The organism is Sulfuritalea sp. (assembly GCF_017302275.1).
Lineage (GTDB): Bacteria > Pseudomonadota > Gammaproteobacteria > Burkholderiales > Rhodocyclaceae > Sulfuritalea.
In genome coordinates this window covers 62153-77945 of record NZ_JAFLDR010000008.1, presented here as the reverse complement: position 1 = coordinate 77945, position 15793 = coordinate 62153, and the positions used below count along the sequence as shown (strand labels likewise).

Sequence of the window (15793 nt, the reverse complement as noted above, 5' to 3'; positions counted from 1 at the left end):
TCGGTACAACCGCGCGGCGGCAATCAGGGTAGCGGGACGGCCTCGATCAAGGTCGCAGCAATCGTCTCGGCATCGGTTCGCGAACTGTCGTCGGTGGGCCGCAGGCGGTGCGCGATGACGCCGGGCAGCACGGCTTGGACATCCTCCGGCAACACGTGGTCGCGGCCGTCGAGCAAGGCCCAGGCGCGCGCCACCGCCAGCAGCGCGAGGCAAGCGCGTGGCGACAGCCCGGCGTGCCAGCGCGGCGAGGTTCGCGTGTGCGCGGCCAGCGCCTGCACATAGTCGATCAGAGCGGCAGAGGCATGGACGGCGCGCGCTTTCTGCTGCAACTCGGTCAACTGTCGCGCGGCAATGCGGGCTGTCAGCTTTGCGACCATTTGCTGCCTGTCCGCGCCGGCAAGCAATTCACGTTCGGCGGCGGCGTCCGGGTAGCCGAGCTCCAGCTTGATGAGGAAGCGGTCAAGCTGCGATTCCGGTAGAGGGAAAGTGCCGATCTGGTAGGTCGGGTTCTGGGTGGCAATCACGAAAAAAGGCTCCGGCAAGGCACGGGTTTCCCCCTCTGCCGTCACCTGGCGCTCTTCCATGGCCTCCAGCAGGGCGCTTTGCGCCTTTGGCGTGGCGCGGTTGATCTCGTCGGCCAGTACCACCTGGGTGAAGACCGGGCCGGGATGGAAATGAAACGCGCCGGAGCCGCGGTCGAAGATCGAGACCCCGAGAATGTCCGCAGGTAGCATGTCGCTGGTGAACTGGATGCGCTGGAAGTCTAGGCCGAGAACGCGGGCCAGAACGTGTGCCAGGGTGGTCTTGCCCACGCCCGGCAGGTCTTCGATGAGGAGGTGGCCACGCGCCAGCAGGCAGGCCACGGCCAGGCGAACCGGTCGCTCCTTGCCGAGGATGATGCGGTTGACGTCGCCCAGGATGGCGTCGAGTTCGGCGAGTCGCATGGTGTCGGGGTATATTGCGAACTTTGATGGATAATATGCTTTTGCGTCACATTGTAAGTCATCAGGCAAGCCTCCCGTCATGACAACTACCGCCTTCATTTCCCATCGCGACTGCTGGCAGCACGACATGGGAGCTCATCATCCGGAATGCCCTGATCGGCTTGGGGCCATCAGCGATCGTTTGATCGCCTCCGGTCTGGATGTCTATCTCCAGTTTCACGATGCACCGCTGGCCGAGGTCGACCAGTTGCAGCGCGTGCATCCGCGCGAATACATCGACCATGTCAGGACCAGCAGTCCCGAGCACGGCATTGTCCACCTCGACCCGGATACCGCGATGTCGCCGGGTACCTTGCAGGCGGCACTGCGCTCGGCAGGCGCGGGTTGTTATGCCACTGACTTGGTGATGCGGGGTGAGGTGAATAACGCCTTTTGCGCAGTGCGTCCGCCCGGGCATCACGCCGAGCGCGCGAAGGCCATGGGATTCTGTTTTTTCAACAATGTCGCCGTCGCGGCGCGGCATGCGCTCGACGCCTGGGGGCTGTCGCGCGTGGCGATCATCGATTTCGACGTGCATCACGGTAATGGCACGGAAGAGATATTCGCCGGCGATTCGCGTGTTCTTATGGCGGGTATCTTCCAGCATCCCTTCTATCCCTATTGCGGTGCAGAGAATCCGGCGCCCAACATGTGCAACGTGCCGCTTCCCGCCGGAACCCGTGGCGATGATTTTCGGCAGGTGGTTCATGACGTTTGGCTTCCCCGGTTGCGTGAATTCCAGCCGGAGATGATCTTCATCTCGGCCGGATTCGACGCCCATTACGAGGATGACATGGCATCCCTGGCATTGGTCGAGTCCGACTACGCCTGGGTTACGGAGCAGATCAAGCAGGTGGCGCGGGAGTTCTCGAAGGGGCGCATCGTGTCCCTGCTGGAGGGGGGCTATGTGTTGTCCGCGCTGGCGCGTAGCGTGACCACCCATATCAAGGTGCTGGCTGATTTGTAAGCTGGTTTTGCAGGCTGCGCGGCATTGTGGCCATACGTTAGAATCTCCCTTCCTTCGCTTTAGGCTGGCGGCCGCTTGCGGCATCCGGTTCCGGATACGTTCATGAAGACCATACAGGGTTCAATTCCCGCCATACTCACGCCGATGCAGGGCGATGGTTCGCTTGACTTGCCATGCCTGCAGCGCCTGCTCGACTGGCATATCGCCGAAGGCACCGACGGCGTAGTCATCGTAGGCACCACCGGCGAATCGCCGACCGTCAGCTACGAAGAGCATTGCGCGCTGATCGAGACTACGGTAAGGCATGTCGCCGGGCGCATTCCGGTAATCGCCGGGACCGGGGCCAACTCCACTGCCGAGGCAATCGAACTGACGCGATTCGCCAAGTCTGCTGGCGCGGATGCCCATCTTTCCGTGGTGCCCTATTACAACAAGCCGACGCAGGAAGGCCTTTACCGGCATTTCAGGGCGATCGCGGAAGCGGTAGACCTGCCGTTGTTCCTCTATAACGTCCCCGGGCGCACGGTTGCCGATCTGGCAAATGACACGACGCTGCGCTTGGCGCAGGTGCCGGGCATCGTCGGCATCAAGGACGCCACCGGCAACATCGAACGCGGTTCGGATCTTCTGCTACGAGCGCCGGCGGGTTTCAGCGTGTTCAGTGGGGATGACGCGACGGCGATCGCACTGATGCTGCTTGGCGGGAAAGGGTCGATTTCGGTCACGGCCAATGTTGCACCACGCCTGATGCACCAGATGTGCGCCGCAGCACTGGCGGGGGATGTGGCGGCGGCGCGCGAGGCAAATTTCCGTTTGCTCGGTTTGCATCGCAACCTGTTCCACGAGGCGAATCCGATTCCTGTCAAGTGGGCCGCGCAGCAAATGGGCCTGATGGGTGGTGCCATCCGCCTGCCCCTGACGGAACTTTCCGCGGAGTTTCATGACCGGATTCGAAGCGCCATGCGCAGCGCCGGGATCGCCGTCTGACAGGAATCGTTACTCAATGAAAAGTTTTCTGCCGTTGTTGTGCCTGTCGTCTCTGCTGATCGGCCTGTTGGCCGGCTGCGGAGGCAACATTCTTCCGGAATCGAAAAAGATCGAGTACAAGTCGGCCGGCAAGCTCCCGCCGCTTGAGATTCCGCCGGATCTTACCCAGCAGACCCGTGACGAGCGCTATGCGGTGCCGGACGTTTCGGCCAGCAAGGGCTCGGCGACCTATTCCGCTTATTCCAGCGAGCGTGCCGGGCAGGCGCGCACGACGACGGCACAGGACCTGCTGCCGCAAGTCGACAAGATGCGCATCGAGCGTTCTGGCACACAGCGCTGGCTAGTGGTGGCGGGGACGCCGGACAGGCTGTGGCCCAGCGTCAAGGAGTTCTGGCAGGAACTGGGTTTCCTGGTCAACGTCGAAATGCCGGAAGCCGGAATCATCGAAACCGACTGGGCGGAAAATCGTGCCAAATTGCCGCAGGACGTAATTCGTGGTGCGCTGGGCAAGGTTTTCGACAGCCTTTATTCGACCGCGGAACGCGACAAGTTCCGCACGCGCCTTGAGAAGGGCGCAGAGCCGGGGACGGTTGAAATCTATATCAGCCATCGCGGCATGTACGAGATTTTCACCAACGAAGGCAGGAGCGAAACCAAGTGGCAGCCGCGTCCCGCCGATCCCGAACTTGAAGCGGAAATGCTGCGCCGCCTGATGGTGCGCCTGGGGGTCGACGAGTCACGTGCCAAGACACTGGTAGCTGCCGACCAGCGGCAGGATCGCGCGAAGCTTTCGCGAGCGACCGATGGGGTTGGAGCCTTGTTGCTCGAAGAAGCCTTCGATCGCGCCTGGCGCCGTGTTGGGCTTGCGCTGGACAGGGTGGGTTTCACTGTGGAAGATCGCGACCGCGCGCAGGGAATGTATTTCGTACGCTATGTCGATCCCGACAGCGATGCCAAGAAGAAGGATGCGGAAAAGGGCTTCCTGTCGAAGCTGATGTTCTGGAAGGGCGGCGGCCGCGACGCGCCGGACAAGGTGCAGTATCGCATCCACCTGAAGGCGTCCGGCGAGGCCACCAGCGTGCAGGTCCTCACCCGCGAAGGCGGCGTGGATCGGTCGGATACCTCGCGGCGCATACTCGGCCTGCTTCACGAGCAACTGAAATAGGTTTGCCGGAGTGCGCTTTGCGTCGCTCGGCAGCGGCAGTCGCGGCAACTCCCTTTTGGTTGAAATCGGACGTACCCGCCTGCTGGTCGACGCCGGCTTCGGTCCGGCCGAAATGTCGCGGCGCCTGGCACGGCTGGGTGTTGTGCCAGCAGACATCGACGCGGTGCTTGTCACGCATGAGCATTCCGATCACATTGGCGGCGTTGCAGCCTGCGCGCGTCGATTCGGGTGGTCGGTCCGCCTGACTCACGGCACTCTGGCCGCATGGCGAGAACGCGGCGGCGATATGGCTGCCACGCTCATCGACAGCCACGAACCGTTTTCCATCGGCGACATCTCGGTGCATCCCTTTCCCGTACCGCATGACGCTCGCGAGCCGGTTCAGTTCGTGTTTTCGGACGGCGACCGGCGCTTGGGCGTGCTGACGGACGCGGGTCACGTCACGCCGTTCATGGTATCGATGCTTGATGGCTGTGATGCGCTGGTGCTCGAGTGCAACCACGACGTAGCGATGCTCGAGGAAGGCCCCTATCTAGAGGCCCTGAAGCGCCGTATTGGCGGTCGCTGGGGTCATCTCGACAATGGCGCGGCCGCTTCGCTGCTGGCGCAGATCGAGCGAAAAAGCCTGCACCATGTCATCGCCGCGCACCTTTCCGAGAAAAACAATACTCCTGCCCTGGCACGGTCGGCTCTGGCGGCAGTGCTGCAATGTGAGCCGGAATGGGTAGGCATCGCGACGCAGGCCAGCGGATTGGACTGGCGCGACGTGCTGAACTAATACGCGCTGCATGAAAAGAAAAAGCCAGCCCGAAGGCTGGCTCTTCTTGCCCAAAGGCGTCTGAAGATTTACTTCTTCATTGCGTCCTTGGCACCTTCCACAGCACCCTTGGCAGCGGCACCGGCGACTTCCTTGGCCTTGTCAGCCATGGCCGGAGCAGCAGCGGGAGCACCAGCCATGCCGGACATGCCAGCCATGCCTTGCTGACCGGACATGCCAGCCATGCCCTGCTGACCAGACATGCCTTCCATGCCCTTCTGACCTTCCATGCCGGACATACCGGACATACCGGACATACCGGACATACCGGACATGCCAGCGGGAGCAGCGGGAGCAGCCGGGGCGGCAGCGGGAGCGGCCGGGGCAGCAGCGGGCTTCGGTTCTTCCTTCTTGCCACAAGCGGAAACTGCGAGGGCGAGGATGGCAACTACGAGGAGAGATTGTTTCATTTTGATAGGATCCTTAACGTTATGGAGTTACTTGGCCAATTGGTCGACCGGAATGTTTCCACTTCGATCAGCCGAGAATTTTATCACGACTAAATTGATGGTGCTCCACGGCAAATGGCAGCATGCCGCCGCGGAAAATCAGAGTCCGGTGGTGTTGAGCGTGAGGCAGGGGCGAGAAAGTCCCCAGAGTTCGTCGAAGCGCAGTCGCCACGGGCCAATGTAGGATGGGTCATCGAGGATCAGTGCGCAGCGCGGCAGGTCGAATTGGAAACGCCGTACGCCGTGTTCGCCGTCGCCAAGCAGGTGGGTATCGGCAAGATGGCGCAGGTTGTCCGGGCTTTGTCTGACTGCGATGGCGTGCGAGAACCGTGCGGCCAATTGGATCAGCCGCGGCGCATTTTTCTCCAGGTCATCAGGGTCGTGGATCACCACACGGATACGCCGCGTTTCATCCGTTTTCAAAAACGTCGCCAGTTTGTCGATCCGGCTGGATTCGTTCAGTCGCAGCGGTACCAGGTTGCGATCGAAAATGGCAATCTCCCGCTGTGCACGACCGATGACGGTATCGCAGGCCTGCCGATAGTCGGCTTCACTGGCAAGCAGATGGTATTCGGGATTCATGATGGAAGGCACTCGACTCTCCTTCTTCGCGACGCTCGCGTCGCAACTGGTTGAGGAAAATACGCCAGGTGATTCCGGTCCCTTGAAGCCAGCAAGGCCGCAGCGCGGGAGCGCATTATAATCGTCGCCCTTTGTCCGCGGTCACGACCTTATCATGCCACTGGCACAAATCGAATCCCTTGACCACGAGGGGAGAGGCATTTCCCATGTCGATGGCAAGGCGATTTTCATCGACGGCGCCTTGCCCGGCGAACTTGTCGAATACGCCAGCTATCGGCGCAAGCCCAGTTACGAAAAGGCCCATGTCGTACGGGTCTTAAAAGCATCAAGCCAGCGCGTGGTTCCATCCTGTCCGCATTTTGGCACCTGCGGCGGATGCTCCATGCAGCATCTTCATCCCGCGGGACAGACGGCGGCCAAGCAGCGGGTATTGGAAGATGCGCTGTGGCATCTCGCCCGACTTCGGCCGGACCAGGTTCTACCGCCCATCTCCGGTACGGCATGGGGCTATCGCCTGCGTGCACGCCTCTCCGTTCGTTACGTTGCCAGCAAGGGGGGCACGCTGGTCGGATTTCGGGAGAAACACAGCAGCTATGTGGCGTTGATGGATTCCTGTGGCGTCTTGCCACCCCATGTCTCCGCGCTGATTCCGGCGCTGAAAGAGCTTGTCGAAGGGATGACGCGGCCGGATCGCATGCCGCAGATCGAGGTTGCGATTGGCGGCGCTGAAACCGTGTTGCTGTTGCGCCATCTTGAACCGCTGGCAGCCGCCGACCTGGACCGGTTGCAACGATTTGCCGATGCCCGTCGGATCACTTGGTATCTGCAGCCGAAAGGTCTGGACAGCGTGCGCGTTTTTCATCCCTCCGCTGCGCCCATGCCGAGCTACGAGCTTCCGGACTACGGTCTCGAACTCCGGTTTCATCCGACGGAGTTCACCCAAGTGAATCATGGCGTGAACCGCATGTTGGTGCGGCGTGCCATGGCGCTCCTGGCGCCGCGGGGAGGCGAACGGATTGCGGACCTGTTTTGCGGCCTGGGTAACTTTACCTTGCCGATCGCGCGGCTCGGCGCAAGGGTTGTGGGGATCGAGGGAAGCGCCGCCTTGGTGGATCGCGCTCGGGGGAACGCTGCACTGAACCGTCTGGACGCGCAATGCGAGTTTTCGGTCGCCAATCTATTCGAGGTGACGGACGAAAGTTTTGCCGCACTGGGCGAGTTCGACAAAGTGCTGATCGATCCGCCACGCGAAGGCGCGATAGCCCTCGTCAAGTCATTGCCGTCGGAAGGCGGTCCGCGCCGCATCGTCTACGTGTCGTGCAGTCCCGCCACGCTCGCGCGGGATGCCGCGGTGTTGGTACATGAGAAGGGGTATCGCTTGCGTGCAGCGGGTATTGCCAACATGTTTCCGCATACGTCGCACCTCGAATCAATCGCGCTGTTCGAGCGCGAACTCTGAAATGAAAACGGCGACTCAGGCCGCCGTTTTCGCTCGCCTGCGCCGTAGCGCCAACGCCGACTTTTTGCGCGTGGCTCGACCGCGTCAGTCGCGATCGCCGGAAAACGCCATCAGCAAGTTCAGCAGGCTGACAAACACGTTGTAGATGTCGAGGTAGACGGCCAGCGTGGCGGTGATGTAATTGGTTTCGCCGCCATGAACGATGCGATTGATGTCGTACAGGATATAGGCGGAAAAGATCACCACCGCGATCGCTGAAATTGCCAGCGCCAAGGCGGGAATCTGGAAAAAGATATTCGCCACGATGGCGACCAGCAGCAAGATCATTCCGGAAAACAGGAACTTGCCAAGATTGGAAAAATCTCGTTTGGTCGTGGATGCGACTCCCGCCAGGGAGACAAAAATCGCCCCCGTGCCGCCGGCGGCCATTGCGATCAACGTGCCGCCATTGGCGAACCCGAGCGCCGCCTGCAGGATGCGGGAAAGCATGAGCCCCATGAAAAAGGTAAAGCCCAGCAACAGTGCAACGCCCATGCCGCTGTTCTTGGTGCGCTCGATACCCCACATGAAAGCGAATGCCACACCGAGGAAGAGCATGAAGGCGATGAACGGGCTACCTGCCAGGAACGAGAACTTCAACTGTATGCCGATCAGCGACCCGGCCACCGTTGGTGCCATCGAAAGTGCAAGCAGGGCATAAGTATTGCGCAGGACGCGTTGCTGCTCTCCTGCAATATCCTGGGTCGCGGATTGCGGGTAGGTGCGAATGTTTTCCATGGACGCTTGTACCTCCTGTGAGATGAGTCCGCTTGATTTGACGGGCAAGAACTCCACGAGTTCCCAGAAAAAACGAGGCGGGGCACCGTAGGGCCATTATAGCCTGCCAGACTCGACCGGCACCTTCGGCCGCCACGGGTGTGCTTTCGCCGGCCATTCATTGCCAAACCATGTTGCATGGCCCGAGCAAGGCGTCTAAGCTGGTTGCGGACCGACAGAGAGGGACTTTGGTGGCTTCGCTCGATCGCATACGCACGCACGGATTTCGGCGCTGGTACGAGCGACAGTTGATCGAATGTCATGCATGGCTGCTCACCTGGTTCCTTGGCCTGATCCTCCTTGTCAGCGGCCTCGAGTTGGCCGGAGCGGGCGGCGGATCCAGATTGACCGGAGTATCGCTGCTGCTGGGCGGACTGGCTGTCACGCTGTTCAGCTGGAAGCGCTACCGTTTGCTGCTCGATGTAGCCGAGCACCTTGGCCAGCAGGCCGTATGTCCGGCATGCAGCGACTATGGCAGTTTCAAGGTCGTTTCATCAGGGCCGGCGCCACTTCCCGACGGTGGCGATCCCGTGCTGGAGGATCGTGGCGGCGGCGTCTGGTTTCGAGCGAAATGTCGCAAATGCGGCGACGAATGGACGATCAAGTAGTGATCCATGGCGCTGGCTACCGTATCGCTCTTGCGCCAGTTTGCACGTCAGATCTCCTGCCGGTTTATGCGCGAGACCGTCGTGGTGAGGATCCCTTTACTGGTTCCCGGCCTGCAACAAAGTATTTCCCGGTACTTTTCCAGGTGCCGGCTTTGGTGCTGGTGCCTAAGGGCGATAGTCGGCGCTGGCGGAACGGTGATCCCATCGCTGGAAGGGGCAACCGAGTTCAGTGGCGATACCAGCACTACACCAATTGATGGCCGTTTTGGTGGGTATCTCGATTCGTCGCCTGAAACGCCTTGCCATTGCCGGACTTTTGGCGGAAGCGGTGAGATTCGAACTCACGAACGCCTTGCGACGTTGCCGGTTTTCAAGACCGGTGCAATCGACCACTCTGCCACGCTTCCAGCGTGGCTGCGGATTTTAACAGCGTGTCGGCTTTTCAGCCGTCCTGGTTGAAACGCGAGAAATCCGGTTTGCGCTTTTCGAAGAATGCGGCGAATGCTTCCTTGGCTTCGGGAGACACCAGGCGCTGGCGGAATACATCTGCTTCGACGTCCATGATCTCGCGCACCATGGTGTTCTGCGCGCGTTTCATCAACTGCTTCGTGAGGCGCAGGGACGCGGCGGGCTGCGTGGTCAGTTTGCGACAGCGTTCGAGGGCATGTTCGAGCACCTGGCCATCCGGTAGCACCGCATTGACGATGCCGGCATCAAGCGCAGCCTGCGCACCGAACACTTCGCCCAGCATGAGCATTTCGGCGGCGCGGGCATGGCCGGCGCGCAGCGGCAGCAGCAGGCTGGAGGCGGCCTCGGGGGTCAGGCCGAGATTGGCAAAGGGCACGGCGAAGCGGGCGCCGGCTCCGGCATAGGCCAGGTCGCAGTGCAGCAGCAGGGTGGTGCCGACCCCGATGGCGACGCCTTCGACGGCGGCAACGAAGGGCTTCTGCAGCTTGGCGAAGCCCTGGATGAAATGGTACACCGGTGCGCTTTCGTCCATCGGCGGCGTGGCGAGGAAGTCGGCCAGGTCGTTGCCTGCGGTGAAGTTGCCGCCCGCGCCGGATATCAGGATCACCTGCACGGCAGGATCGGCGTCGGCGCCGGCAAGCGCGTCAGCCAGTGTCCGGTACATCGCCGCGGTGAGCGCGTTCTTCTTTTCGGGGCGTGCCATCTCCAGGTGGAACACACCATCGGCAAGCTGGGTGCGGACCATCGCGTTCATTTCTTCGGCCGCGACATGAACGCGTCCATGGTTGCCTTGCGGTCGTCATTGATCCTCTGCGCGTGGGGACGTTCGCCGACCAGTTTCAGGTAGGCCTTGGCCTGCGGCACCAACTCCTCGACGAAATCGCGGTCGTAGATCTTGCGCGTGGACTGGCTGACCAGCGGCAGATGCACCCAGGCTGCGCAGTCGGCGTGGGTAAAGTCGCTGCCGGCGATGAAGGGCGAAAAACGCGCGAGGCGATGCAGGCTCCTGAGGCCTTTCTCCAGCAACGGTGCGACTTCCTTTTTGGTTTCCTCGGAAGCCTTGCCGCCGAAGAACGCTTCGCCATAAAGGCGCCGGGCCGGCAATTCGAGATGCAACTCGATGTGCTCGATCAGTTCGCGGCAACGGGCGCGGGCAAATGGGTCGCGCGGATAAAGCGGCGGCTCCGGCCAGGTGTCCTCGATGAACTCGGTCAGCACCTGCGATTCGCTGAGCACGCCCATTGGAGTGCGCATGAAAGGCACCTTGCCCATCGGCGACTCGCTCAGCAGTTCCTCGCTCTGCGACGGAAAGACCTGCGCCTCGGTGAAGGGGATGCCCTTCTCCAGCAGCGCGAGCTTGACCTTGTTGTAGTAGTTGCTGACGGAGAAGCCGCAGAGGGTGATCGGTGTCGTCAATTCATGCTCCCTGGAATCGATAGTCACGCAGCCGCTCGCGCAACTGCAACTTGGAAAGCTTGCCGGTGGCCGTATGCGGCAGGTCGTCGACGAAGATGACGTCGTCCGGTATCCACCATTTGGCCACCTTGCCTTCATAGAACGCGATCAGTTCCTCGCGGCTGACCTCGTGTCCGGTTTTCTTCACCACCACCAGCAGCGGACGCTCGTCCCACTTCGGATGGGCCGCGCCGATCACGGCGGCTTCGGTCACAGCCGGATGGGCGACGGCAATATTCTCCAGGTCGATCGACGAGATCCACTCGCCGCCGGACTTGATGACGTCCTTGGAGCGGTCGGTGATCTGCATGTAGCCATCGGGGTCGATGGTGGCGACGTCGCCGGTGGGAAACCAGCCGTTTTTCAGGGCGTTGCCGCCCTCGCTCCTGAAATAGCCGCTGGTGATCCACGGCCCGCGCACCATCAGGTCGCCGAAGGCCCTGCCATCGTGGGGCAGGGGATTGCCATCGCCGTCGACGATCTTCAGCTCGACGCCGAAGATGCTGCGGCCCTGCTTGAGGCGGATACCGTCGCGCGCGTCGGCGGAGAGCGCGAGGTGCTTGTGCTTGTAGGTATTGACGGTGCCCAGCGGGCTCATCTCGGTCATGCCCCAGGCATGAAGCACGGTGATGCCGAATTGCTCGTCGAAGCCGCGGATCATGGCCGGCGGCGCCGCCGAACCGCCGATCACCAGGCGCTTGACGGTCGATAGCTTGAGCTTGTTCGCCTGCAGGTATTGCATCAGGCCTAGCCAGATGGTCGGCACGCCGGCCGACATGGTGACGCCTTCCTCTTCGAACATCGAGTAGAGGCTGGCGCCATCGAGGTGCGGCCCGGGCATCACCAGTTTCGCTCCGGTCAATGCGCAGGCATAGGGCAGGCCCCAGGCATTGACGTGGAACATCGGCACGACCGGCAGGATGCAGTCGCGCGCCGAGGCGCCCAAGGCATCGGGGAGGCTGGCACCATAGGCATGCAGCACCGTGGAGCGATGCGAATAGAGCACGCCCTTGGGATTGCCGGTGGTCCCCGAGGTGTAACACAGCGACGACGCGGTGTTCTCGTCGAACTGCGGCCACTCGAAGTCGTCGCTCTGAGCGGCCAGGAGTTCCTCGTAGCAGAGCAGGTTGGGGATGGCATTGGCGGGCAGCTCGTCCCGGTTGCACAGGGCGACCCAGCCCTTGACGCCGGGACAGTGCGGCAACAGGGCTTCGATCAGGTTGGCGAAACTGACGTCGAAAAAAACGTAACGGTCTTCGGCATGGTTGGCGATGTAGGCGATCTGTTCCGGGAACAGGCGCGGGTTGATGGTGTGGCAGATGGCCGCGATGCCCGAGACGGCGTAGTAGATTTCGAAGTGGCGATGGGTATTCCAAGCCAGAGTGCCGATGCGGTCACCGGCATTTACACCGAGCGATTGCAGCACGCGCGCCAATTGGCGGGAGCGGCGATGGGCGTCGGCATAGGTGTAGCGATGGGTGCCGCCGACCGGCAGGCGCGAAACGATTTCGGTATCACCGTGATTCTGAGCCGCATGCTGCAGCAGCGCGGAAATCATCAGCGGCTGATCCATCATCAGGCCTTTCATGGGAACTCCTCCTCTCGGTCGTCCTGGTCGTGCGCCAGACCGGGAGACAACCTTAGCATTGGAATTACCCCGAAACAATCAGGACGTCGTCCCGCATCGGCTAGTTCCGCTGCGTGGAACCATTTCCGGTCCGCGCGCCGCAAGGAATGGATCAGCCCAGGTCGTCCCGACTCGCATCGGCCCAGCAATTGGGGGTTTCGTAGAGCCGGATCCGCTCCAGGTGCAGATGGGTGCCGTAAATGTCCCGATACAGCGGATCGAGGATGGCGAACGCAGTGCGCGCCAGGTTTTCCGCAGTGGGTACTGTGTCGAGCAGCACGGTCTTGTGTCCGATGATGCCGGCAAGAAAGTCGGCCACGGTGGTGTCGTCGCACCAGACCAGGAAGGCATGGTCCCAGACGTCGACCACATGGCGCTTGGCGATGGCCTTGACCTCTGAAAAGTCCATCACCATGCCGTCATCCGGCCGGCCTGCTGCTTCGATGACGCCACCGGCGAGGGTGACTTCGAGCGCATAGCGGTGGCCATGCAGGTGACGGCACTGGCTTTGGTGATTCGGGATTCGATGACCCGCATCGAATTCGAGGCGACGGGTGATGCGCATGGTCGGGAGAGCCGGGATTGTGGCAAAGTGTTCGTGGTCCGGGGGCCGGTGAGCCAGCTGGCGCGCATTATAGCCGCGCCGTCGTGCCGTTCCGCCTGCGCCGACTTTTCTCCATTGCGGTTCAGACATTCCCTCATGCCACGCATCCAGCTCGCCACCGACGACCACTCCCGCGACAGTGCCGGCATGCGCTATGTATATCCGGTGATATCGCGCCGTGCCGGTGGCGTTTCTGTCGGAATCAATCTGAATCCCAACAATGCGTGCAACTGGCGCTGCATCTATTGCCAGGTGCCGGACCTGAAGCGTGGCGGCCCGCCGCCGATTGATCTGGCGTTGCTGGAACTCGAACTGAACGATTTCCTGCGGGAGGCGGTTTCCGGCGACTTCATGGCGACGCGTATTCCGCTTGGCGCCCGGCGACTGGTTGATGTGGCCTTTTCGGGCAACGGCGAACCTACCAGCGCCACCGAGTTCGCCGCTGCGGTCGCAATCGTCGAAGGGGTGCTTGAGTCACATGGGCTGGCCGGCAAGCTCATCATCCGCGTGATTACCAATGGCAGCCTGCTCGACCGCAGGGCGGTACAGGCCGGGATCGGGCGGATCGGTCGCGCCGGGGGCGAGGTCTGGTTCAAGGTGGATGCCGGCACTTCGACGGGTTTCGCCCGCATCAACGGCACACGCGTTCGGCCGGACCGCGTGGTGCGGAGGCTCGCGTTGTGCGCGGCGCTCGCGCCGACCTGGGTGCAGACCTGTCTGTTTCGGCGCGATGGTCAACTCCCAGCCGACCAGGAGTTGTCTGCCTGGCTGGAGCTTCTTGCGCCGCTGGCGCTGCAGCTCGCCGGTGTTCACCTGTATAGCCTCGCGCGTCCCTCGCTGCAGGTGGAAGCGCCCCGGCTGGCGCGCATTGATGCGGTGTGGATGGAAGCGTTCGCAGAACGTGTCCGGAAAACGGGACTGACCGTGCGCGTCAGTCCCTGACCCTCGGTACTGCACGCGACTTCAGGCGGCTTTCCTGCTTTTCGCAGCCGCCTTGGCCTCTTTCTTGAGTTCCTTGAGCAGATTGGGCTTTGCGGTTCGCAAGTACTCGACGACCTCGTAGTCTTCGCGCTTGATCTTCTGGATATCGATCTGTTCGACGTGAACCAGGCGTAGCAGTTGCTGCACCGGACGGGGCATGTTGCGGCCGCTTTCGTAGCGTGAGCCGCCACTTTGGGTCACGCCGAGCTTGGCCCAGAATTGTTGCTGGTTAAGTCCCATCCTGCTGCGGATTGCACGGGCATCGATTTTTTCGCTGGCTCCCATTTCTTGCTCCCCAAGTTGATTGTTCTCAGGCGTCGGTCCAATCGGTTCGCGCCCTCGATAGACTATTACCAACGTAATAGAGGCGTGACTATAGAACAATTGCTCTCACCCTACAAGGAAATTGTTCTGACATTAGAACAAATGGATAGTTCGACGCTATCGTTGGGCGACTCCCCTTGCCAGGCATGGGGACATCGACTATCGGGTAAAATCCGCCGCTTTCCAACTCAAGAACCACGGCAATGGCATTGATCGTTCAGAAATACGGCGGTACTTCCATGGGGTCGCCGGACCGCATTCGCAGCGTCGCGAAGCGGGTGGCCCGCTGGAAGGCCCAGGGGCACCAGCTTGTGGTGGTGGTTTCCGCCATGAGCGGAGAAACCAACAGGCTGATCGCATTGGCCAAGGACGTGTCACCGAATCCGGATGAACGCGAACTCGACGTGATGATTTCAACCGGGGAGCAGGTCACCATCGCGCTGCTGACGATGGCGATCCGGGATCTCGGGTTGAAAGCACGCAGCTATACCGGTGGGCAGGTCAAGGTGCTGACTGACAGTACCTTCACCAAGGCGCGGATCCTGGAAATCGACGATGCCAGCATTCGCCGCGATCTCGATAATGACATGGTAATCGTTGTCGCCGGGTTCCAGGGGGTGGATGCCCTTGGCAACATCACGACACTCGGCCGCGGCGGTTCGGATACCTCCGCGGTGGCGCTCGCCGCCGCGCTGAAGGCCGACGAATGCCAGATTTACACCGATGTCGACGGCGTCTACACGACCGATCCGCGAATCGTGCCCGAAGCTCGGAAACTCGATCGCATCACGTTCGAGGAAATGCTGGAAATGGCCAGCCTGGGGTCCAAGGTGCTGCAGATACGCTCCGTGGAATTCGCTGGCAAGTACAAGGTCAAGTTGCGTGTGCTCTCAAGCTTCGAGGAAGAAGGCCAGGAGACCATGGGCACGCTTATCACTCTCGAGGAAGATACCAAAATGGAACAACCGATCATCTCCGGCATAGCGTTCAACCGGGACGAGGCCAAGCTGACCGTCCTCGGCGTGCCCGACCGTCCGGGCATCGCCTACCAGATCCTCGGTCCGATCGCGGACGCCAACATCGATGTCGACATGATCATCCAGAACGTCGGCCATGACGGCACGACCGACTTTTCCTTCACGGTCAATCGCAGCGAATTCGCCCGCACGCGGAAGATGCTGGAAGACCAGATTCGACCGCACGTCGGCGCTCGCGCGGTCGACGGTGACAACAAGATCTGCAAGGTGTCCGCGGTTGGCGTGGGCATGCGCTCCCATCCAGGCGTTGCCAGCAAGATGTTCCGCATCCTTGCCGAAGAAGGCATCAACATCCAGATGATCTCCACCTCCGAAATCAAGATTTCCGTGGTGGTCGATGAAAAATACCTGGAACTAGCGGTTAGGGTGCTGCACAAGGCCTTCGACCTCGACCAGGCAGTCTGATCCCGCCTTGGCGGTCAGGTCAGCCTGGTGACAGCGCGGCGGATGCAGTTCCACCTGCA

17 protein-coding genes and 1 tRNA gene are annotated in these 15793 nt (G+C 61.5%); 8 read left to right on the top strand and 10 right to left on the bottom strand.

All coding sequences use genetic code 11. The features are described from left to right. Window positions 1-23: 23 nt before the first annotated feature. Window positions 24-944 (bottom strand): AAA family ATPase, encoded by a 921-nt coding sequence (locus J0M27_RS06340; protein ID WP_294988698.1) that lies wholly within the window; start codon window positions 942-944, stop codon window positions 24-26. A gap of 79 nt (window positions 945-1023) precedes the next feature. On the opposite strand from J0M27_RS06340, the gene J0M27_RS06335 reads away from it, so the two are divergent. The 4 genes from J0M27_RS06335 (at window position 1024) to J0M27_RS06320 (ending at window position 4880) form a co-directional block, all read left to right on the top strand. Further along, a complete protein-coding gene (locus J0M27_RS06335) occupies window positions 1024-1950 on the top strand; it encodes a histone deacetylase family protein (RefSeq protein ID WP_294988695.1) in 927 nt (308 codons plus the stop codon). A gap of 102 nt (window positions 1951-2052) precedes the next feature. Further along, window positions 2053-2937, top strand: coding sequence for a 4-hydroxy-tetrahydrodipicolinate synthase (gene dapA, locus J0M27_RS06330; protein ID WP_294988692.1), 885 nt, complete (start codon window positions 2053-2055; stop codon window positions 2935-2937). Window positions 2938-2953: 16 nt separating this feature from the next. Continuing rightward, window positions 2954-4102 carry an outer membrane protein assembly factor BamC gene (bamC, locus tag J0M27_RS06325; RefSeq protein WP_294988690.1) on the top strand — a complete coding sequence of 383 codons (1149 nt, stop codon included), beginning with the start codon at window positions 2954-2956 and terminating at the stop codon, window positions 4100-4102. Between the two features lie 10 nt (window positions 4103-4112). Next, complete coding sequence (locus J0M27_RS06320; protein WP_294988687.1) at window positions 4113-4880, top strand: MBL fold metallo-hydrolase; 768 nt, start codon at window positions 4113-4115, stop codon at window positions 4878-4880. Window positions 4881-4948: 68 nt separating this feature from the next. On the opposite strand, the gene J0M27_RS06315 is transcribed toward J0M27_RS06320, so the two are convergent. Beyond that, window positions 4949-5329, bottom strand: a complete 381-nt coding sequence (locus tag J0M27_RS06315) for a hypothetical protein (RefSeq protein ID WP_294988684.1) — start codon at window positions 5327-5329, stop codon at window positions 4949-4951. A 138-nt stretch (window positions 5330-5467) separates the two neighbouring features. Then, the gene (locus J0M27_RS06310; protein WP_294988681.1) at window positions 5468-5962 is read right to left on the bottom strand and encodes a hypothetical protein; all 495 of its coding nucleotides are present in this window, start codon (window positions 5960-5962) and stop codon (window positions 5468-5470) included. A gap of 142 nt (window positions 5963-6104) precedes the next feature. Between J0M27_RS06310 and rlmD the strand changes: the two genes are divergently transcribed. After that, window positions 6105-7409, top strand: a complete 1305-nt coding sequence (gene rlmD, locus J0M27_RS06305; protein ID WP_294988678.1) for a 23S rRNA (uracil(1939)-C(5))-methyltransferase RlmD — start codon at window positions 6105-6107, stop codon at window positions 7407-7409. Window positions 7410-7493: 84 nt separating this feature from the next. Here rlmD and J0M27_RS06300 read toward each other — a convergent pair whose 3' ends face one another. Further along, complete coding sequence (locus tag J0M27_RS06300; protein WP_294988675.1) at window positions 7494-8186, bottom strand: Bax inhibitor-1/YccA family protein; 693 nt, start codon at window positions 8184-8186, stop codon at window positions 7494-7496. 287 nt (window positions 8187-8473) lie between these two features. Between J0M27_RS06300 and J0M27_RS06295 the strand changes: the two genes are divergently transcribed. After that, complete coding sequence (locus J0M27_RS06295; RefSeq protein WP_294988672.1) at window positions 8474-8833, top strand: hypothetical protein; 360 nt, start codon at window positions 8474-8476, stop codon at window positions 8831-8833. Between the two features lie 317 nt (window positions 8834-9150). On the opposite strand, the gene J0M27_RS06290 is transcribed toward J0M27_RS06295, so the two are convergent. The 5 genes from J0M27_RS06290 to queD all read right to left on the bottom strand — a co-directional run bounded on the left by J0M27_RS06290 (window position 9151) and on the right by queD (window position 12948). Then, window positions 9151-9240: transfer RNA gene (locus J0M27_RS06290), tRNA-Ser, on the bottom strand. Window positions 9241-9275: 35 nt separating this feature from the next. Further along, entirely contained in the window at window positions 9276-10055 is a 780-nt protein-coding gene (locus J0M27_RS06285) for an enoyl-CoA hydratase (RefSeq protein WP_294988669.1), read from the bottom strand. Further along, the gene (locus tag J0M27_RS06280) at window positions 10052-10717 is read right to left on the bottom strand and encodes a glutathione S-transferase (protein ID WP_294988666.1); all 666 of its coding nucleotides are present in this window, start codon (window positions 10715-10717) and stop codon (window positions 10052-10054) included. The genes J0M27_RS06285 and J0M27_RS06280 overlap by 4 nt, the downstream gene beginning before the upstream one ends. A gap of 1 nt (window position 10718) precedes the next feature. Next, window positions 10719-12344 carry a 3-(methylthio)propionyl-CoA ligase gene (locus J0M27_RS06275; RefSeq protein WP_294988663.1) on the bottom strand — a complete coding sequence of 542 codons (1626 nt, stop codon included), beginning with the start codon at window positions 12342-12344 and terminating at the stop codon, window positions 10719-10721. 151 nt (window positions 12345-12495) lie between these two features. Further along, a complete protein-coding gene (gene queD, locus J0M27_RS06270; RefSeq protein WP_294988660.1) occupies window positions 12496-12948 on the bottom strand; it encodes a 6-carboxytetrahydropterin synthase QueD in 453 nt (150 codons plus the stop codon). Between queD and J0M27_RS06265 the strand changes: the two genes are divergently transcribed. Then, on the top strand, window positions 12910-13929 hold the full coding sequence (locus J0M27_RS06265; RefSeq protein ID WP_365962276.1) for a radical SAM protein: 1020 nt from the start codon (window positions 12910-12912) through the stop codon (window positions 13927-13929). The two genes, queD and J0M27_RS06265, sit on opposite strands and share 39 nt — an antisense overlap. Window positions 13930-13950: 21 nt before the next feature. Here the strand turns inward: J0M27_RS06265 and J0M27_RS06260 are convergent, their stop codons facing one another. Next, window positions 13951-14253, bottom strand: coding sequence for a helix-turn-helix transcriptional regulator (locus J0M27_RS06260; RefSeq protein ID WP_294988657.1), 303 nt, complete (start codon window positions 14251-14253; stop codon window positions 13951-13953). Between the two features lie 242 nt (window positions 14254-14495). Here J0M27_RS06260 and J0M27_RS06255 point away from each other — a divergent pair, with 242 nt between their 5' ends. Then, the gene (locus J0M27_RS06255) at window positions 14496-15734 is read left to right on the top strand and encodes an aspartate kinase (protein WP_294988654.1); all 1239 of its coding nucleotides are present in this window, start codon (window positions 14496-14498) and stop codon (window positions 15732-15734) included. The last annotated feature ends 59 nt before the right edge of the window (window positions 15735-15793 follow it).